Annotated in this window: 22 protein-coding genes; 4 read left to right on the top strand and 18 right to left on the bottom strand. The window is 71.6% G+C overall.

The window, feature by feature from the left end:
• Positions 1-43 precede the first annotated feature (43 nt).
• Positions 44-268, top strand: coding sequence for a hypothetical protein (locus ACFSZT_RS04960; protein ID WP_377396172.1), 225 nt, complete (start codon positions 44-46; stop codon positions 266-268).
• A gap of 70 nt (positions 269-338) precedes the next feature.
• Here the strand turns inward: ACFSZT_RS04960 and ACFSZT_RS04955 are convergent, their stop codons facing one another.
• The 15 genes from ACFSZT_RS04955 to purD form a co-directional block, all read right to left on the bottom strand.
• The gene (locus ACFSZT_RS04955) at positions 339-689 is read right to left on the bottom strand and encodes a DoxX family protein (RefSeq protein ID WP_377396169.1); all 351 of its coding nucleotides are present in this window, start codon (positions 687-689) and stop codon (positions 339-341) included.
• Between the two features lie 16 nt (positions 690-705).
• On the bottom strand, positions 706-891 hold the full coding sequence (locus tag ACFSZT_RS04950; protein WP_377396166.1) for a hypothetical protein: 186 nt from the start codon (positions 889-891) through the stop codon (positions 706-708).
• 128 nt (positions 892-1,019) lie between these two features.
• Complete coding sequence (locus ACFSZT_RS04945) at positions 1,020-2,183, bottom strand: pyridoxal phosphate-dependent aminotransferase (RefSeq protein WP_377396163.1); 1,164 nt, start codon at positions 2,181-2,183, stop codon at positions 1,020-1,022.
• Between the two features lie 59 nt (positions 2,184-2,242).
• Positions 2,243-2,710 carry a VOC family protein gene (locus tag ACFSZT_RS04940; RefSeq protein WP_377396160.1) on the bottom strand — a complete coding sequence of 156 codons (468 nt, stop codon included), beginning with the start codon at positions 2,708-2,710 and terminating at the stop codon, positions 2,243-2,245.
• A gap of 35 nt (positions 2,711-2,745) precedes the next feature.
• Positions 2,746-3,090 (bottom strand): helix-turn-helix domain-containing protein, encoded by a 345-nt coding sequence (locus ACFSZT_RS04935; RefSeq protein WP_377396354.1) that lies wholly within the window; start codon positions 3,088-3,090, stop codon positions 2,746-2,748.
• Between the two features lie 134 nt (positions 3,091-3,224).
• Positions 3,225-3,965 (bottom strand): hypothetical protein, encoded by a 741-nt coding sequence (locus ACFSZT_RS04930; protein WP_377396157.1) that lies wholly within the window; start codon positions 3,963-3,965, stop codon positions 3,225-3,227.
• A gap of 45 nt (positions 3,966-4,010) precedes the next feature.
• The gene (locus tag ACFSZT_RS04925; RefSeq protein ID WP_377396153.1) at positions 4,011-4,370 is read right to left on the bottom strand and encodes a hypothetical protein; all 360 of its coding nucleotides are present in this window, start codon (positions 4,368-4,370) and stop codon (positions 4,011-4,013) included.
• A gap of 29 nt (positions 4,371-4,399) precedes the next feature.
• Positions 4,400-5,569 carry a phosphotransferase gene (locus tag ACFSZT_RS04920; protein WP_377396150.1) on the bottom strand — a complete coding sequence of 390 codons (1,170 nt, stop codon included), beginning with the start codon at positions 5,567-5,569 and terminating at the stop codon, positions 4,400-4,402.
• Between the two features lie 87 nt (positions 5,570-5,656).
• Positions 5,657-6,793, bottom strand: a complete 1,137-nt coding sequence (locus ACFSZT_RS04915; protein WP_377396147.1) for a transglycosylase SLT domain-containing protein — start codon at positions 6,791-6,793, stop codon at positions 5,657-5,659.
• Positions 6,793-7,104: a hypothetical protein gene (locus ACFSZT_RS04910; protein ID WP_377396144.1), complete on the bottom strand. Its 312-nt coding sequence runs from the start codon at positions 7,102-7,104 to the stop codon at positions 6,793-6,795. Before ACFSZT_RS04910 ends, ACFSZT_RS04915 begins: the two co-directional genes overlap by 1 nt.
• A 120-nt stretch (positions 7,105-7,224) precedes the next feature.
• The gene (locus tag ACFSZT_RS04905) at positions 7,225-7,998 is read right to left on the bottom strand and encodes an ESX secretion-associated protein EspG (RefSeq protein WP_377396141.1); all 774 of its coding nucleotides are present in this window, start codon (positions 7,996-7,998) and stop codon (positions 7,225-7,227) included.
• Positions 7,995-9,770 (bottom strand): PPE domain-containing protein, encoded by a 1,776-nt coding sequence (locus tag ACFSZT_RS04900; RefSeq protein ID WP_377478168.1) that lies wholly within the window; start codon positions 9,768-9,770, stop codon positions 7,995-7,997. The genes ACFSZT_RS04905 and ACFSZT_RS04900 overlap by 4 nt, the downstream gene beginning before the upstream one ends.
• A gap of 9 nt (positions 9,771-9,779) precedes the next feature.
• Positions 9,780-10,373 (bottom strand): DUF3558 domain-containing protein, encoded by a 594-nt coding sequence (locus ACFSZT_RS04895; protein WP_377396135.1) that lies wholly within the window; start codon positions 10,371-10,373, stop codon positions 9,780-9,782.
• Entirely contained in the window at positions 10,357-10,770 is a 414-nt protein-coding gene (locus ACFSZT_RS04890; RefSeq protein ID WP_377396132.1) for a hypothetical protein, read from the bottom strand. The genes ACFSZT_RS04895 and ACFSZT_RS04890 overlap by 17 nt, the downstream gene beginning before the upstream one ends.
• Positions 10,771-10,897: 127 nt before the next feature.
• Positions 10,898-12,160 carry a phosphoribosylamine--glycine ligase gene (gene purD / locus ACFSZT_RS04885; RefSeq protein ID WP_377396129.1) on the bottom strand — a complete coding sequence of 421 codons (1,263 nt, stop codon included), beginning with the start codon at positions 12,158-12,160 and terminating at the stop codon, positions 10,898-10,900.
• 151 nt (positions 12,161-12,311) lie between these two features.
• Here purD and ACFSZT_RS04880 point away from each other — a divergent pair, with 151 nt between their 5' ends.
• Positions 12,312-13,466, top strand: a complete 1,155-nt coding sequence (locus ACFSZT_RS04880; RefSeq protein ID WP_377396127.1) for a glycerophosphodiester phosphodiesterase — start codon at positions 12,312-12,314, stop codon at positions 13,464-13,466.
• Between the two features lie 47 nt (positions 13,467-13,513).
• On the opposite strand, the gene ACFSZT_RS04875 is transcribed toward ACFSZT_RS04880, so the two are convergent.
• Positions 13,514-13,888: a MerR family transcriptional regulator gene (locus ACFSZT_RS04875; RefSeq protein ID WP_377396124.1), complete on the bottom strand. Its 375-nt coding sequence runs from the start codon at positions 13,886-13,888 to the stop codon at positions 13,514-13,516.
• Positions 13,889-14,036: 148 nt separating this feature from the next.
• Positions 14,037-15,323, bottom strand: coding sequence for an adenylosuccinate synthase (locus ACFSZT_RS04870; protein ID WP_377396121.1), 1,287 nt, complete (start codon positions 15,321-15,323; stop codon positions 14,037-14,039).
• A gap of 104 nt (positions 15,324-15,427) precedes the next feature.
• Here ACFSZT_RS04870 and ACFSZT_RS04865 point away from each other — a divergent pair, with 104 nt between their 5' ends.
• Both ACFSZT_RS04865 and ACFSZT_RS04860 read left to right on the top strand, forming a co-directional pair.
• Positions 15,428-16,081, top strand: coding sequence for a hypothetical protein (locus tag ACFSZT_RS04865; protein ID WP_377396118.1), 654 nt, complete (start codon positions 15,428-15,430; stop codon positions 16,079-16,081).
• A 135-nt stretch (positions 16,082-16,216) separates the two neighbouring features.
• Positions 16,217-16,798 carry an HNH endonuclease family protein gene (locus ACFSZT_RS04860; RefSeq protein WP_377396351.1) on the top strand — a complete coding sequence of 194 codons (582 nt, stop codon included), beginning with the start codon at positions 16,217-16,219 and terminating at the stop codon, positions 16,796-16,798.
• A gap of 43 nt (positions 16,799-16,841) precedes the next feature.
• Here ACFSZT_RS04860 and ACFSZT_RS04855 read toward each other — a convergent pair whose 3' ends face one another.
• Entirely contained in the window at positions 16,842-17,423 is a 582-nt protein-coding gene (locus ACFSZT_RS04855; protein WP_377396347.1) for a TetR/AcrR family transcriptional regulator, read from the bottom strand.
• Positions 17,424-17,454: the final 31 nt, after the last annotated feature.

Here is a 17,454-nt window from a genome sequence, read left to right as displayed (position 1 = left end):
ACGAAGCGAAACGTGTCCACTGATCGACACCGGAGTCGCAGCCATGCCTGTCCAGTCCGCGAATGCCGCACGCACCTCGTCGCGCGTCAAGCGTGTCGTCCTGCCTTTGCTCGGTGGCATCGCCGCCGCGCTGGGCCTGATTGCCACCCTGTTGCTCGCCACGTTGGCGGGCGCGGAGTTGCCCGGCTCGATGCCGTCCGAGCCGAACTCGGCGGTGTCCTCGCTGTCCGCGCCCGCCGGGCAGGTTCCGGGCTCGACGCTCGGCTAGGTCGGCGGAAAACCACTCGGCCCCGTGCACCCGATCGGGCTGCACGGGGCCGAGCGCTGTTCGAAGGCGGTCACGCCAGGGCGAGCAGGACCGCGTTGGCGACGGCCAGTACTCCCAGCGACGTCGCCGGCGCCGCGACGGACGGCGGGTCGGCGGCCCGGACGTGCCGGTGCACGGTGCCCACCATCATCACCACCAGACCGATCGACGCGGCCAGCGCGGCCGGGCGGAACCAGAAGCCCACGATGAGGCCCGCCGCCGCGGCGAGTTCCACGGCGCCGATGGCCAGGTTGACCCGCGGCGGAACGCCGAGGTGCCCCGCGTAGGACCGCAGCGGTTCCGCACCGGCGATCCGCGCGCCGCCCGCGGCGAGGAACGCCGCGGTCAGCAACAGCGACAGCACCCCGATGACGATCGACATCGGCGGCGCGCCGGGCTCAGGAGCGAAGCTGCTTCTTGTCGCGGTTGCCCTTGATGGCTCCGTACGCGGCGGTGCCGAGGAACGCGGCGCCGGCGATGAGTGCCACCCAGAACACTGCCTCCACCAGGAAGCCGATGACGGAACCGAGCACCATGAAGGCGACCCACAGCAGAAGCAGCGCCCCGACGATCTTCCAGAACATGACCATCCTCCGCACTCGAGTAGCCGTCCGGTCGATTCCAGGTTGGCATGGGACGGCGCCGGATGGCTCTACGCCGGGTCAACGTTCAGGGAAAACTCGGGGTTCCCCCGGACACGCGGGCGGCGGGCCTACAGCCAGGCGCCGAGCCGCCGGACTCCCTCGGCCACGTCGTGTTCGGATCCCGCGAACGAGAACCGGACGAAGCGGCCGCCCTCGACGGGGTCGAAATCGATGCCCGGGGTGATGGCCACGCCGGTGTCGGCGAGCAGCCGCTGGCACCAGCTGAGGCTGTCGTCGGTGTGCTCGGAGACGTCGACGTAGGCGTAGAACGCGCCGTCCACCGGAGCGACCCGCTCGAACCCGATCTCCCGCAGCCCCTTGAGCAACAGGTCGCGGTTGGACCGGTAGTGCGCAACGTGGCCGTCCAGCTCGGCGTAGGAGTCGGGGCTGAAGGCGGCGACGGCGGCGTGCTGGGCGAGCGCGGGCGGGCAGATGTTGAAGTTGCCGGTGAGTACGTCCACGGCGCGGTGCAGCCGCTGGGGCACCAGCATCCAGCCGAGCCGCCAGCCCGTCATGGCGAAGTACTTGGAGAACGAGCCGAGCACGAGTGACTCGGTGGACGTCTGCCATGCGCAGCCGACCTCGGCCTCGTAGGAGATCCCGTGGTAGATCTCGTCGCTGATGAGCTGCACGCCCCGCGCGGAGCACCAGCCCGCGATGGCGGCCAGCTCGCCGGGCGGGAGAACGGTGCCCGTCGGGTTGCTCGGGCTGGCCACGACGAGCCCCTTGATGGGCCCGAGCTCGTCGAGCAGGTCCGTGGTCGGCTGGAAGCGGGTGCTCTCGTCGGTCGCGAACTCCACCACCTCGCAGCCGAGCGCGGCGAGCAGGTTGCGGTAGGCCGGGTAGCCGGGGCGGGCCATCGCGACCCGGTCACCCGCTTCGAACGCCGCCAGGAACGACAGCAGGAAGCCGCCGGACGAGCCGGTGGTGACGATGACGTCCTGGGCGCCGACGTCGAGCGAGTAGGTGCGCCGGTAGTGCTCGGCGATCGCCTCGCGCAACTCCGGGATGCCGAGCTGCACCGTGTAGCCGAGGTCGCCGTCGCGCAGGGCCTTCTCCGCCGCGGCCAGCACGGGCTGCGGGGCGCCGGCGGTGGGCTGGCCCGCGCACAGGAAGACCACGTCACCGTGGCTGCGCTGGCGGGCCTGCGCCGCCGACAGCACCTCCATGACGTGGAACGGAGGGATGTCGGCCCGCTGCGCCGGACCGGGGAAGGAAGCGAACTCGGCCATGTCCTGCAGAGTACTGGCGGCCCGCGAGGGCCCCGGTCCGGCGGCGTGGAGCGTGGGCGTCAGGCGTCGGAGCCGGCCTGCCAGCGGGCGATGTCGGCGTCGGTGATCTCCACGGGCCCGGTCACGGGCTGGGTGATCCGGATGTGGTTGCCGAACGGGTCGCGCAGGGCACAGTCGATGCCGTAGGGCTGCCGGGTGGGTACCTCGGTGAACTCGACGCCGCGGGCGCTGAGGGTCTCATACGTCTTCTGGCAGTCGTCGGTGTTGAGGATCGCGGCGACTCCGAGTGCGCCCTTGGTGAGCAGGTCCCGCACCTGCGCGGCGACCTCCTCGCTGTGCACGGGCGGCCCCGGTACCTCCAGCAGGATCTGCCGGTCCGGGTCGGACGGCAGGGCGATGGTGAGCCATCGCATGAAGCCCATGTCGACGTCGGAGACCACCTCGAAGCCCAGCTTGCCGACGTAGAAGTCGAGGGCTTCCTGCTGGTCGAGCACAGTGACGGAGTGGATGCTGATGCGCGTGAACATGCGGGGAACGCTACCCACCGCGACACCGCGAAGGCTTATCCGAAACGACTCGGCCTGGTCCATGCCTTCACGAAACACACCGGGACACCAACCGGTCGCGAACCCGCTCGGTACTCGGTCGGCGAGACCCCGACGACGGCCCGGAAGGTGCGGCTGAAGGTGCCGAGGCTCTCGAAGCCCGTCCGCCGCGCCACGTCGGTGACGGTCATCGAGGACGCGCGCAGCAGCGCCATCGCGCGTTCGATCCGGCGCCGCTGCAGGTACCGGTGCGGCGTCTCGCCGAACGTCTCCCGGAACGACCGCGTGAAGTGGCTGGGCGACATCAAGGCGATCCGGGCGAGCGCGGGCACGTCCAGCGGGTGGGAGAAGTCCCGGTCCATCGCGTCCCTGGCCCGCAGCAGCCGCCGGTTCTGGTCCTCCCGGGGGCTCAGGCGAGCGACTGGCACGGGGTTCATCGTACGGCCGGCGTCAGCCGTGTCCACCGTGTCCACCGTGTCCACCGTGGACGCGACGGTCAGCCGACGCGGTAGCCGACGGTGAACCCGTGTTCGGTACGCCGCAGCGAAAGCGCCAGCGCGGCGGCGGCGATCAACAGCAGCACGCCGACGTTCTCGCCGAGCTCCTCGGCGTGGTAGGTGAGGACGTAGAGCGGGCCGCTCTCCCCCTCGGCGATGAGCAGGCCCTGCACCAGCTCCATGCCGAGCGCGCACCACAGCAGCAGCGCGCCACCCGCGACGACCAGCCACCGGGTGCGGCCGCGGAGCCGCTTGGCGAGCAACAGCAGCCCGGCCGCCACCACGGCCCCCGCGACCACACCGGGCAGCAGCCAGTAGAACGGGAACCCGTCGTCGAAGGTCACCAGCTTCCGCCCGATGCGGTCGAGTCGTTCGTGGAGCTGGGTGTGGTCGTCCAGCGACAACAAGCCCAGCAGCACCGCGCCGCACCACCATCCCCACGCCTCCGCCCGCGCTCCGGCGGCACGGGCGACCACCCCGGTGAGGGCGAACAACAGCGTGGCGATCACCAGCAGGCCGACACTCCACCACGTTGGCAGGTTCCCCTCCACGAAGACGTCCAGGTACATCTGGATCTCGCCGCGGTTGTTGGTGAGGGGATGGTGGATCAGCGCGGGCACCGCCATGCTCGCGACGTTCAGCGCCACGGAGACGCCGAGGAGTACCCACCAGACCGTGCGGACCCGCACCGGGGTGGCGGTCCGGTAGTCGAGAACCTCGTTGTTTCCGACGCTCGTCATGTCGGTGCCCCTTTACCCCAGGAAGGGCCGGAGTTTACCGCTGGTTCACTCCGGGCTGTCGGCGCTGTCCGGCGTGTTCGCGGTGCTCACGGTGCTCACGTCGTCCCGATCGTCGTCCCGGTCGGCCGGGGAATCGGCGGTGTGGACGTCGTCCCGGTCGGTTGGCGAGTCGTCCGGCGTGTTGGCGGTGTGCACGTCGTCCCGGTCGGTTGGCGAGTCGGCCGAGGCCGCCGAGTCGGCGTCGGCCTGCTGCCCGTGGTCGGCCTGCTGGACCTGCGCGGCAGCCTTGCCGTCGTTGAGCGACACGTCGTCGGCCGAGGCCGTGCCCGCGATGGCGATGACACCGCCGACACCCGCCGCGGCGGTCGCGACGACGAACCACGGACGCCTGTTCTTCGAAGCCATGGTGGGGATCCTTTCTGTTTCGTGTGTTGTCACGCCGCGACGAGCTCTTCGCCGCGGCACCAGCGCTCGGCGAGCTCGAGCCGTTGCCCGAGCACCTCGCGCCAGCCGGGGGCCTGCACGCGGTGCGCGCCGGTGGCCAGTGACAGCACCACCGCCGCGACCCGGGTTCGCAGGAGGTAGGGGTCCCAGTGCCGGTCGAACTCACGCAGGCAGCGGGACGCGAACCGGTCGATCACGGCGGCCCGGTCGGGCCGGACCCGCGCCAGCACGGCCAGATGGCCGAGCAGGCAGGCGGGGTCGTCGTAGCGGTCGCCCGCTCCCGCCGTGTCGATGTCGAGCAGGCCGGTGAACGAGCTCCCGCTCACCAGCAGCTGGGTCTCGTAGAAGTCGCCGTGTACGGGCACCCGCGGTTCGGCCGATGGCAGGGCCGCATCGGCGATCGCGTGCGCGGCAGGCCCCGCTTCGGGGACCACAGCCGCCACCACGTCGGCGTAGTGCCGGGCCCGCTCGGCCCAGCCGCGCCGAACCGCGTGCTCGGCGAAGGCCGGGGGCAGGGTCCGCAGCATCTCCACGAGCTCGGCCGGGTCGAGCTCACTCGGGTCACCGGAGAGCAGGATCCGGCGCAGCGACCGGCCGCGCAGACCGGCGAGCACGAGCAGGCCGTCGTCGGTCCAGCCGAGGCTTTCCGGCACGCGGCTGCCGGCGGCGGCGCGGTGCAGCCGGTGCAGGGCCTCGACGTGGTCCGGGCGCAGCACCTTCACGAACACGCTCGCCCGCGCTGTCCGGACCTCGACGACGGCGCGCCGCAGGGGCCGGTAGGTCCGCACGGCGAGCCGCACGTCGTCGGCAGCCAGCCCGAGCCGGGTGACCAGCGCGCGCATGCGCCGCGGGTCGTGTGCCGCGGGCAGGCCGGGCAGCGCCGGGTCGTACGGGAAGCGCCAGACGCCGATCTCGTGCACGCCGTCCGACATCCGCAGCGCCGCGCGGGCGCGTTTCGACGTGCCGGCGCCGAACGTCTCGGTGGTGTGCCGTCCGTCCGGCCACTCGACCTCGACTTCGGCGGCGACGGTGGTGCCCGTGCGCTGCACGTCGAGGTACGTGGTGCGCATGCCGCGCGCCGTGCCGCCCGCCGCCTCGACGGCGGCGGCCCACAGCTGCTCGAGTCCGGCCTCGCTCGGGGACCACCGCGATTCGCTCATGGGTTCAACGATGCTGGGGCACCGTGAACCTCGGCTGAGTCCGCGATGAAGGCGCTTTCATGATCGGCGGCGGCCGCCGATCAGGCGTCAGTAGCCCTGGTAGCCACCGCCCGCGGCCATCGACGCCAGACCCGGGTGACCCTCGAAACCGCCGTAGCGGTCGAAGGTGTACCGGACGCCGGCGATGATGTTGTCCACCGGGTTGTAGATGTCGTCGTGGCCGGGCAGTTTGTACGCGTCGAACGTCGGGTCGATGCACTGCATCAGACCCTTCGACGGCGTTCCCTTGGCCGCGTTGGAGTCCCAGAGGTTGATGGCGTGCGGATCGCCTCCGGACTCCTTCTCGATGATGGTCCAGATCTCGTCGATGTTCTCTTCGGTCACCGGAATGCCGTTGGCCTGCAGGATCTTGATCGCCTCGCGGATCCACTGCTCCACGTTGCCCGGCGGGGGACCGCTCGACGGCGGGCCGCCGCTCGGGCCCATGCCTGCGACCCCGCCGCCGGAGGACCCACCGCCACCGGCACCGGAACCGCCGCCGCCACCGGAACCGCCGCCGCTGATGCCCCCGGTGTCCTGCATCTGCGACTGACCGCCGCCCGGCGGCGGGACACTCGAGAAGCCGCCGTCGACCTCGGTCTTCATCAGCTGCTGGGCGCGCCGGATCGCCTCGTTGGACTGGCGGAGCAGGTCGTCGATGCGGCGAGCGGCCTCGACCGCCGTGCGGCTGTTGTCCTGGCCCGCCTGCTGGATGATCTGCTCGGCGGTCGGGGACGGGGGCGTGTCCCGGCCACCGTTCTCGTACTGGCTCATGGCCGTGCGGGCCGCCTGCGCGTCGGATTCCGCTTGATTGTTGCGTTGGTCGATGGCCCGGCGGGCATCGTCCTTCGTGGACTGGATCTCCCGCTTCAGGTTGGCCAGCGTCTCCTGCAAGGTGGTCAGTTCGCGCGCGACCTCGTCGAGCTTGTCCTTGACCTGGTTGCCTGCTTTCGCGATCCGGCCGACGTAGTCGAAGAACCGGTCGGCGGCAGGCCCGTCCCACACTCCGCCGTCCTGCAGCGGGGCCGCGGCGTTGCTCAGCGCGGCCGTGTGGTCGCCCGCCTTGCGCGACGCCTCGTCGAACTGGCGCGCGACCTCGTTGATCTCACCCGGGTTGACCTTCTCGACCCTGGCGGCCTTGGCCTCCACATCGGACCATTCGGCCGGGATTCCCGCGCCGGCCATCAGGCCTCCCGAAGGGTGAGGTTCTCGGCGGCCTGGTTGTCGGCCTCGCCCATGGCACGCACGGCGTCACGCAGTGCCGTGCTCGCGGCCGCGACCAGCCCGGCGGCCTTGTCGAACTCGTTCTGCATGCCGGCGGTGAACGAGCCGACCGTCTCCGCCGCCTTGTCCGGGTTCTCGGGGTCCTCGACCTCACCGAACGGGCTTTCCCCCTGCACGCCTGTGAGCTTTTCCTTGGCGGCGAGGAATTCCTCGGCGATCTTGTCGACCTTTCCGGCCGTGATGTTCATCGAGTCGACGTCGTATACCGGCACGGTTGTGCAGCCCCCTTCACGCACCCGATCCTGTCCGCCGGTTCGACGCATCGCCTGCCCTCGGCGGTTCCGCGACAACTTTACGGCGCGCCGGTTTCCTTCGCGCGTACGTGCGCCGCGTCACACCTCTTCGAGGAGTTCCCACACCCGTTGGGCGAGCAGCGTGTTGTCCGACGGCGCGACCGTGGCCCATGGCCTGCCGTCGTTGCCCGGCGCTACCTGGAACAGGTAGCGGCCCGCGCGGGTGTCGTAGAAGGCGATCACGCGCTGCGCCCGCCGGGTCCGGCCGTCGCGGCCGTAGCACTGCACGCCGAACTGGCCACGCGACACCGCACCCGCGAGCATTCCGGCCAGCTCCTGCGCCTGCCACAGCTCCACGCCACGGTCCTCCAGCGCGGTGACGAGCGTCCTCGTGTCGCCGCCGGCCTCGGCGTCCGCGGCGACGAGTACGTCGTGCGGCACGCTCACCGACCGGCCCGCGCCGGGCGCCAGCTCCCCGGCCACCGACACCGCCGCCTCGGGCAGTGCCGTGTCCCTCGCGGGGATCAGCCACACCTCGTCGCCGTCCACGACTCCGAGCAGCGCCTGGCTGCCCGTGCTCACGGCGAGCCCGGAGATCTGCCGGTCCGCCCACACCCAGACGTCGATGCCGACCTTCGGACGCACGAACAGGTTCAGCATGTCCACCAGGTCGGGCGTCGCCTGCCGCCCCTTGGCGAGTTTGCGGGCGGCCAGCGACTCCCACGCCCGCTCGACCAGCACCGCGCGCTCGCTGTGGGTGACACCCGGGCTCGCCACGTCGAGTGCCGCGTGTCGCTCCGGCAGGCGCTCGGCCTCCCAGAGCATGTCGAACTCCAGCGTGGACAACACCACGCTGCCGCCTGTGGACGTCACCGGCGCCCGTCCGGATCGTCGCCGAGGACGTCGGGCGAGACCATGCGCTGGTCGGCGAACAGGTCCTGGTCGTCGACGCCGTACCGGCGCACATGGGTGGTGTCGTCGGCGCCCTCCTGCGGCGCCGCCTTCTCCAGATAACTGCCGCGCCCGCGCTCCGACCGCGGGTTGAGCCGGTCGGCGTTGCGCTGCACCTTGGCCTGCTCCTCCGGGAGGTCGCCGATGGCGAGCTCGTGCGGCGACCTGGGCGCGCTCGGCGCGCTGCGGCCGACGCCGCGGCCTTTGCGCTCGTTGTCGCCGGCCAGCGCGCCCGCGATGCCGCCCGCGCCGAGTGCCGCCATCCCGGCACCGATGTCGTTGACCGAGCCGCCGCCACGGGGCGAGCCCGCGAACCCGGTGCCGCCGGCCGCTCCCTGCGGCGAGCCCGTCACCGGCGCACTGCCGAACGACTTGCCCTTGGCCAGCGGTTGTTCGGTGTTCGCGCCGCCCTGTGTGGCCGGTTTGCCGACGAGCCCGGCCGCAGGCGGAGCGCCCGCCGTGCCGCCGACCGTGCCGGGCGCACCCGTCGCCCCGGCACCAGGCGCACCCGGTGACCCGGCACCAGGCGCGCTCGCCGCTCCACCGGGTTTGCCGGGAGCGACCGGCTGCTTGCTGCCGACGGCGTTGCCGGGTGCCTGCTCGCTCGTGCCGGGCACCCCCGGGGTCCCGGGAGCCACGGCGCCGGGCACACCGGTCGTGCCCGGCGCCCCGGGACCACCCGGCGTCGCAGGTGCGCCGCTCACGCCACTCGTGCCCGGCGCGCCGCCGCTCGACTGCTGCTGGGTGTGCCGTGCCGCGCCCACGAAGCCGGCCGCCGCCGCGGTCACACTCGCCACGCTGCTCGGCGCCGTCGACTGCGGCGCCGTCGGCTGGACCACGGGCCGGGCCGGGCCGCTGCCGGCGCCGGCGCCGGCGCCTGATGCGGGTGCCTGCGGCAGCGGCGTGCCGTAGGCGGGAGTCGGTGCGTTCGCCCCCGGTGCGCTCACCGGCGCCGGCCCGGTGGCCGGTGCCGACATCGGGGCCGGCGTCGGTGCGCTCGCGCCGGGAGCGGAGGCGGGGGCAGCGACCGGCGCCCTCACCGCGCCGGATGCCGTCGTCACCTCACCCGGTCCGCCGCCGGCGTCGATCTCCCGTGGCACGACCGGCCCGGTGTTCGCCCGCACCGCCTGCGGCGCGCTGATCTCCCGCAGTCCGGACAGGTTCTCGCCCGAGTCACGCGCGTAGGCGTTCAGCGCTTCGAGGGCCTGCGCCCGCGCCTCGCGGGCCTGGGCCACCTTGCGGGTGTTGTCGGTCTCGAAGCCGAGCAGGCTGGAGATCGAATCGAGCAGGCCGTAGCCGCGCGCGCCGTCGCGCAGCGCCTGGGCGTCGGGAAGCTTGTGCAGCGTGCGGTTGAACGCCTCGCCCTGCGCGAAGATCCGCTCGGCCGCGTCGGTCACCGTGTCCCGGGCGTCGGTGGAGAAATCGGCCTGCTGCACCACGGCCCTGCCCGCGCGGTCACCCGCCGCGCCCTGCCACGCGACGCCGAGCTTGCCCAGCTCGACGCGCAGGGTCTCCTCGGTCTCGGCGAGCGCGGAGGCCACCTCCTTGAGCGCGCTGACCGCGTCGCTGATCCCCGAGATCCCCGGACCGGACCGGAACCGCTCGATCTCGTCGGCCAGCATGTTGTCGGTGTAGCCGTCGAACCGGTGGTCGGAGATCTTGTCGACGAGCACCGAGATGCCGGATGCGTCCATGTCGGTTCCTTACCTCCGCATCGCCTGCAGGGTCGTGACAGCCTCGGCTGCGGCGTCGACGGCCATGTCGCACATCCGCTGCCTGCTGAACTCGCTCGGATCGGTCGGGTACATCTGGGTGCGCAGCGTCTGCCCCGTCGCGACGCCGACCAGCACCTCGCAGTCGCCGGGGCTCGACGTCCGCGCGTAGTGCAGCAGCGCGGGAAAACCGGCCACCTCGGCAGGCTCGGTCCGCATGCTCGGGTTCCGGCGCTCGCCGGCGACCCAGTCCTGCAGGTCGGCATCGGCGACGGCCTCGACGTAGTAGCTGTAATACGGCGCGCGAACGTCGACGTCGAGCGAACACATCGGACCGCCGTCACGTCCGGCCGATCCGCGGGGTTCGCTGTTCACCCGCAGCGCGTCGAGCTGGGCGTCGGTGAACAACGTGCACGGGTCGACGCCGTCGAGCGAGAGTTCCGCGGGCCGGGGCACCGCGGACGACGGCGCGGGAGCCGCACCCGTGGCCTGCGCCGCCTGACCGGGCTCCACACTCGTGCAGCCGCCCAGCGTGGCCACCGCGACGCCCGCGAGCACCCAGGCCGCGCTAGGCCTCGTAGACACGCCGGTCCCCGAAGGTTTCCGCCTTGTCGGCGTCGGCCACCTGGTACGTGTCGCTCGCCTTGCGGAGCTGCTCGGCGAGGCTGCGCAGGCCGTTGACGTATTCGCGGACCCGGCGCTCGTACGAACCCTCCGCCCCGGCGACGACCTCGTTCCACGCCGAGATCGCGTGCGTGGACACGATGTCCTCCGACGGCGGCGGAATACGCAGGGCACCGAGATGCTTGGCGAGTTTCTCCTGCAGCGCACCCGCCTGCTCCTCGATGATGCGCGCCACGTCGAGGATCTTGTCCGGCGCGATCTCGATGTCCCGGGCCGAGGGGACCTCGGGCACGCTCCACATGGTCGCCAACGCATGGACGGCGGGCGACGGCAACGGTTCGCTCGTCTCGGACGGCATGCGCACCCCCTGCTACGGTCGGTAGTCGGCCGGTGTCCCACCGCAGGCTACCAACCTGAATGTGACGGTGACCTGAACTTTGACGAAGCAGGCCCGTGACCGGTTCCCGGGGTTTGCGCCGACTTCGTCAGGAAGTGGGGAGCGCGATCTCGCCACGCACGGCGCGCAGCGCGATATCGGTGCGGTGGTGGGCTCCCGGCAGATGCACCTTGCCGACCCGCTCGTAGGCCTGCTCGCGCGCCGCCCGCAGGTCGTCGCCGGTACCGACCACCGACAGCACCCGGCCACCACTGGACACCACGGCACCGTCGTCGCGCCTGCGCGTGCCTGCGTGCAGCACGCCCTCCGCCTCGCTGCCGGTGATGACGTCGCCCGTGCGCGGCTTGCCGGGGTAGCCGTCGGCGGCGAGCACCACGGTGACGGCGGAGCCGTCGGCCCATTCCAGCGGCGGCTGCTCGGCGAGCGTGCCCGTCGCCGTGGCGTACAGCAACCTCGCGATCGGCGTGCGCAGCAACGCGAGCACGGCCTGGGTCTCCGGGTCGCCGAAGCGGCAGTTGAACTCGATCACCTGCGGCCCCTCGCTGGTCAGTGCGAGCCCCGCGTAGAGCAGCCCGGAGAACGGCGTGCCGCGCTTTGCGAGTTCGTCGACCACCGGCTGGACGATGCGCGCCACCACCGTGCCGACCAGGTCGGCGGGTGCCCACGGCAGCGGGGCGTAGGCGCCCATGCCGCCAGTGTTCGGGCCGGTGTCGCCGTCGCCGACGCGCTTGAAGTCCTGCGCGGGCAGCAACGGCACCACCGTCCGGCCGTCGACGAGGCAGAACAGCGACGCCTCCGGTCCGTCCAGATAGGACTCCAGCACCACGGGGTGGCCGCCGTCGAGCAGCATCAACCCGTGTTTGCGCGCCTGCTCGATGTCGGGCGTCACCACCACACCCTTGCCCGCGGCCAGGCCGTCGTCCTTGACCACCCAGGTCGGGCCGAAGCGGCGGAGTGCGGCATCCAGGTGCGCGGGGTTGTCCACGACCTCGCTGCGCGCGGTCGGCACGTTCGCGGCGGCCATGAGCTCCTTGGCGAACGCCTTCGACCCCTCGATCCGGGCGGCCTCGGCCGACGGACCGAAGCACGCGATGCCGGCCTTGCGGACGGCGTCGGCCGCGCCGGCGACGAGCGGCACCTCGGGGCCGATGACCACGAGGTCGGCCTTCCACTGCTGGGCAAGGTTCGCGATGGACGACGGGTCGGTGAGGTCGACCCCGAGCTGCTCGGCCTGCGCGGCGATTCCGGCGTTGCCGGGCGCACAGGCGAGCGCCGTCACCGCCGGGTCGTGCGAGGCGGCAAGGACGAGGGCGTGCTCACGGGCTCCGGAGCCGATAACCAGGACGCGCACAGGTGCCCAGGGTAGCCGCGCCGGTCTCGTGTCGTTCACCGGCATGTCTCCTGGCTGCCGCCATGACGTCGCCGCGCCGTCGAGCCGGGCCGCGACCGTAGGCGCGTACTCCGCGATCCCCGATTCCGCGCAGAGAGGCGACGACACCCCGATGAAGACATCGGCACTGACCACAGGACTTCGACAGCGTCTGACGCTGATCGCCTTGAGCACGCTCGCCGTGCTCGGCACCACCAGCGTGGGGAGCACGGCGACCGCCGCGCCCGAGTCCGCCGTGAAGGCGAGCCGGGGTGAGGACGGCCCGGTGATCGTGGCCCATCGCGGCGCGTCCGGCTATCGCCCGGAGCACACGCTGGCCGCCTACGAGCTGGCGGCGCGCATGGGTGCCGACTACATCGAGCCGGACCTCGTCAGCACCGCCGACGGCGTGCTCGTCGCCCGGCACGAGCCGGAGATCGGCGGCACCACCGACGTCGCCGAGCGGCCCGAGTTCGCCGACCGCAAGACCACCAAGCTCGTCGACGGCAAGCCCGTCACGGGCTGGTTCGCCGAGGACTTCACGCTCGCCGAGCTCAAGACGCTGCGGGCCGTCGAGCGCATCCCGGACCTGCGCCCGAGCAACACCATCTACGACGGCCGGTTCGAGATCCCGACGCTGCAGGAGGTGATCGACCTCGCCAAGCGGCTGTCGAAGGAGCTGGGCCGCGAGATCGGCATCTACGCCGAGACCAAGCACCCGACCTACTTCCAGCAGCAGGGACGTCCGCTGGAGCCCGCGCTGGTGCGCACGCTCGAGCGCAACGGTCTGAACCGGCCGAACGCCAAGGTGTACGTGCAGTCGTTCGAGGTGGCCAACCTCAAGCAGCTGAGCACGCAGCTGCGGGTGCCGCTGGTGCAGCTGGTCGACGCGTCCGGTGCGCCGTACGACTTCGTCGCCTCCGGTGACCCGCGCACCTACGACGATCTGGTGACGCCCGAGGGCCTGCGGGAGATCGCCACGTACGCGCAGGGCTTCGGGCCGCAGAAGGACCGCGTGATCCCGCGCGACGCGAACGGCTACCTCACCGAGCCGACCACGGTCGTCGACGACGCCCACGCCGCCGGGCTCACCGTGCACGCGTGGACGTTCCGCGCGGAGAACGAGTTCCTGCCCGCCGACTTCCGGTCCTCGGACGATCCCGCCGCGTGGGGCGACATCTTCGCCGAGTACGAGGCCTTCCTGGCCACCGGGATCGACGGCGTGTTCGCCGACCACCCGGACATCGCCGTCGAGGCCGCCAGGGCACAGCAGCTCGCCCGCCGCTGAGCGGGCCGCGTAAACGGGCCACCGTCCCCGAGGGCGGTGGCCCGTTCTCATGCGTGCGCCGGCTCCCCGGCCCGCACGTAATGCTCGATCTTGTGCCGGATGATTCGCTGGTGTCCGCGCAGCTCGTCGATGCGTTCCTCGACGCGCCGGTCGTGCTCGCGCAGGACCGCGAGCCGTTCCTCACGCCGGTCCTCGCCCGCGCGGAGCAACTCGACGTAGCGGCGCATCTGGGCGATCGGCATGCCCGACTCGCGCAGGCACCGCAGCATGCGGAGCAGGTTGATGTCGTCGTCGGAGAAACGCCGCCTGCCGCCGGGCGTGCGGTCCACGTCGTGCAGCAGGCCGATCTTCTCGTAGTAGCGCAGCGTGTCGAGGCTGAAGCCGGTCAGCCGGACGACCTCGCCCGGAGAGTGAAACGTCACGACATCCAGAGTCGCACCTGGAGTGCACTCCAGGTCAAGACGCGCCCGATGGGTCGCGGACGTCCCGCGCACGGCTGCCCGGAGTGCGGCACCCCAGCACGCTGAGCACCTGCCGAAGGCCGCCCCTGGCCGGCGGTTCCTCGACGAGCTAGATGAACTCGTGCCGCACGATGGTCTGCTCGCGGCCGGGGCCGACCCCGATGGCCGACACACGGGCGCCGACGAGTTCCTCGATCCGCTCGACGTAGGCACGAGCGTTGGCGGGCAGCTCCTCGAACGTGCGGCACTGGCTGATGTCCTCCCACCAGCCGGGCAGTTCCTCGTAGATCGGCACGGCGTGGTGCACGTCGGTCTGCGTCATCGGCATGTCCTCGGTGCGGAAGCCGTCCACCTCGTAGGCCACGCACACCGGCACCTTCTCCAGACCGGAGAGCACGTCCAGCTTGGTGAGGAAGTAGTCGGTGATGCCGTTGACGCGCACCGAGTAGCGCCCGATCACGGCGTCGAACCAGCCGGTGCGCCGCGAGCGGCCCGTGGTGACGCCGAACTCGCCGCCGGTCTTGCGGAGGTTCTCGCCCGACTCGTCGTGCAGCTCGGTGGGAAACGGTCCCGAACCGACCCGGGTGGTGTAGGCCTTGAGGATGCCGAGCACGGTGGTGATGCGGCCGGGGCCGATGCCCGATCCCGCGCTCGCGCCGCCGGAGGTCGGGTTGGACGACGTCACGTACGGGTAGGTGCCGTGGTCGACGTCGAGCAGCGTGCCCTGCGAGCCCTCCAGCAGGACGTTCTCGCCGCGTTCGAGGGCCTTGTTCAGTTCCAGGCGAGTGTCGGCGATCCGGTGGGCGAACTTCTCGCCCTGGGCCAGCACGGTGTCGGCGACCTCGTCGGGGTCGAGCGCCTTGCGGTTGTAGACCTTGACGAGGACCTGGTTCTTGTACTCGAGCGCCGCCTCGACCTTCTGCCGCAGGATCTTCTCGTCGAGCAGGTCCTGCACACGCACGCCGACGCGGGCGACCTTGTCCTGGTAGCACGGCCCGATGCCACGGCCGGTGGTGCCGATTTTCTTGGCGCCGAGGTAACGCTCGGTGACCTTATCGATCGCCACGTGGTACGGCATGATCAAGTGCGCGTCGGCGGACACCAGCAGCTTGCTGGTGTCGACGTCCCGCGCCTCCAAGCCCTCGAGCTCGTCGAGCAGCACACCGGGGTCGATGACGACGCCGTTGCCGATGACGTTGGTGACGCCGGGCGTGAGAATGCCGGACGGAATGAGGTGCAGCGCGAAGTCCTGACCGTCGGGGAGCACGACGGTGTGACCGGCGTTGTTGCCGCCCTGGTATCGCACGACCCACTGGACCTTGTCGCCGAGCAGGTCGGTGGCCTTGCCCTTGCCTTCATCGCCCCATTGGGCACCGATGAGCACGATGGCCGGCATGTGAAACTCCTGGTATTCGACGGCAGAGGACTGCTGGCGGACTGTTGGCGGACTGTTGGCGCTGACAAATGCCGGTGCATGAGCCTAACCCCGAGGAGATATCCGTGCGCGGACTGGTGCTGGTTTGCGGGCGCGCTGAGCTGCGGTCGCCGCTCCCGGACGGGGTGCGGGCGCAGGCCGTGCCCGCCCGCCCCGGCAAGGGGGACGTGGACCCGCTGCTGGCCCCCGACCTGGTGGTCGTCGGCACCGACGCCGACCTCGCGGCGGTCGTGCTGCGATTGCTCCGCAAGAACCTGCTGGACACGACGTCGGTCGGATACGTGCCCGCGGAGGCGGGTTCGGCCGTCGCCGGGTTGTGGGGACTACCGACCGCCCCGGAACGTGCGCTGGAGCTGGCGCTGAGCGGCGACGCCCGGCCGGTGCCGCTGATCCGGGACGACGCGGGCGGTGTGCTGCTCGGCCGCGGCGTGGTGCGGGACCCACGTGGTGTCGCCTACTGCGACGACACGGAGGCCCTGCGCGGGCAGGCGGCCTCGATCGTGGTGCAGCCGGATCCCGACGGCGGGGCCGGACTGCGGGCGACGGTCACGCACGGCCGGGTGCTCAAGCGGCGGCGGGCCTTCGCCGGCCGGGCGTTCCAGCTCGGTGGCGCGGAGGTCGTGCCGGAATCGGACGGCGTCCCGTATCCGCGGCCGATCCGGCGCTGGACCTGGTACCGGCACACGCACGACTTACGTCTGGTTCTCCCTCCGCGTTAACGCGAAAGTGTTGATTCGGTCACCTCACTCGGTCACAGTCGGAAAGTCCCCAACATCACCAACGAGTGAGGTGCCGCAGTGTCCGTTCCCCGCACTCTCCGTCGTTGCCTGATCGCCCTGGGCTGTGCCACGGCGATGACCGTCCCGATGGCCGGTACCGCGACCGCCGAACCGCCCGGCATCCCCGACGAAGCCACCGCCCGCGCCCAGCTGGCCGAGCTGACCGTCGCCGAGGACGGGTCGCTGGACGGCTACGACCGCGACCTGTTCCCGCACTGGAGCGACCAGGGCGACAGCTGCAACACCCGGGAGGCCGTGCTCGAACGCGACGGCACGGGAGTGGAGACCGGTACGGACTGCTACCCGACATCGGGCAGCTGGTACAGCCCGTACGACGGGGCGACGTGGACCGACCCGTCCGATGTGGACATCGACCACGTCGTGCCGCTCGCGGCCGCGTGGCGCAGCGGTGCCGATGAGTGGACCACCGACAAGCGCGAGCAGTTCGCCAACGACCTGTCGGCCCCGCAGCTGATCGCCGTGACCGACGACGTGAACCAGGAGAAGAGCGACCAGACGCCCGACGAGTGGCAGCCGCCTGCCGAGGAGTACCACTGCACGTACGCCTCGATGTGGATCGGCGTGAAGCACAAGTGGGAGCTGACCGTCGACGACGCCGAGAAGGCCGCCCTGGCGGACATGCTCGAGACCTGCTGAGACCCCGGGAGTCACCGGCTCGCCCGGCACCGGGCGGGCCGGTTCAGCGGATCCGGGCGAGGACCTCCGGTGCGTGGTTGTAGATCCGCAGGATTCCGCCGACCGTGAACTCGGTGAGCAGGTCGATGAGCGCCTCTGGGTCCGGCGGTTCCTCCGGCCACGACAGGGTCACCAGCGCCTCGGTCATGGCGAAGTACATCGCCACCAATGCCGTGTCGGCGCGGCCGGGTTCCACGCCGTGAGCGGCCCACCGGCGCCGGCTCGCGTCGGTGTAGACCTCCGCGAGACGCGATCGCAGCCGCGTCAGGGCCGGGATGCCGGCCCGCTCGGCCTCCTGCAACACGGGCATCGCGTCGGGATGTTCGGCGACGAAGGCGAACAGCTCCGCGTAGTTGCGCCGGGCCCAGGTGCGGAGGTCGAGTCCGGCGTCCTGCTCGCCGCGGGCGGCGATGGTGCGATAGGCGAGCTCCTCGACGTCCGAGACGGTCTGCTCGAACAGCGCCGCCTTGTCGCCGAACTGCTCGTACACCGCCTGCCTGCTCACCCCGGCCCGGCGCGCCACCTGCTCGATCGTCGCGCCCGGGAGGCCGTTCGCCGCGAACACCTCACGCGCCGCTGCCAGCACGAGCGCGCGCTGCTGCCCGGCAGGCAGTTTG

The organism is Prauserella oleivorans (assembly GCF_042685745.1).
GTDB classification, from domain to species: Bacteria; Actinomycetota; Actinomycetes; order Mycobacteriales; family Pseudonocardiaceae; genus Prauserella_A; species Prauserella_A oleivorans.
This window is presented reverse-complemented; position numbering and strand designations above follow the sequence as displayed.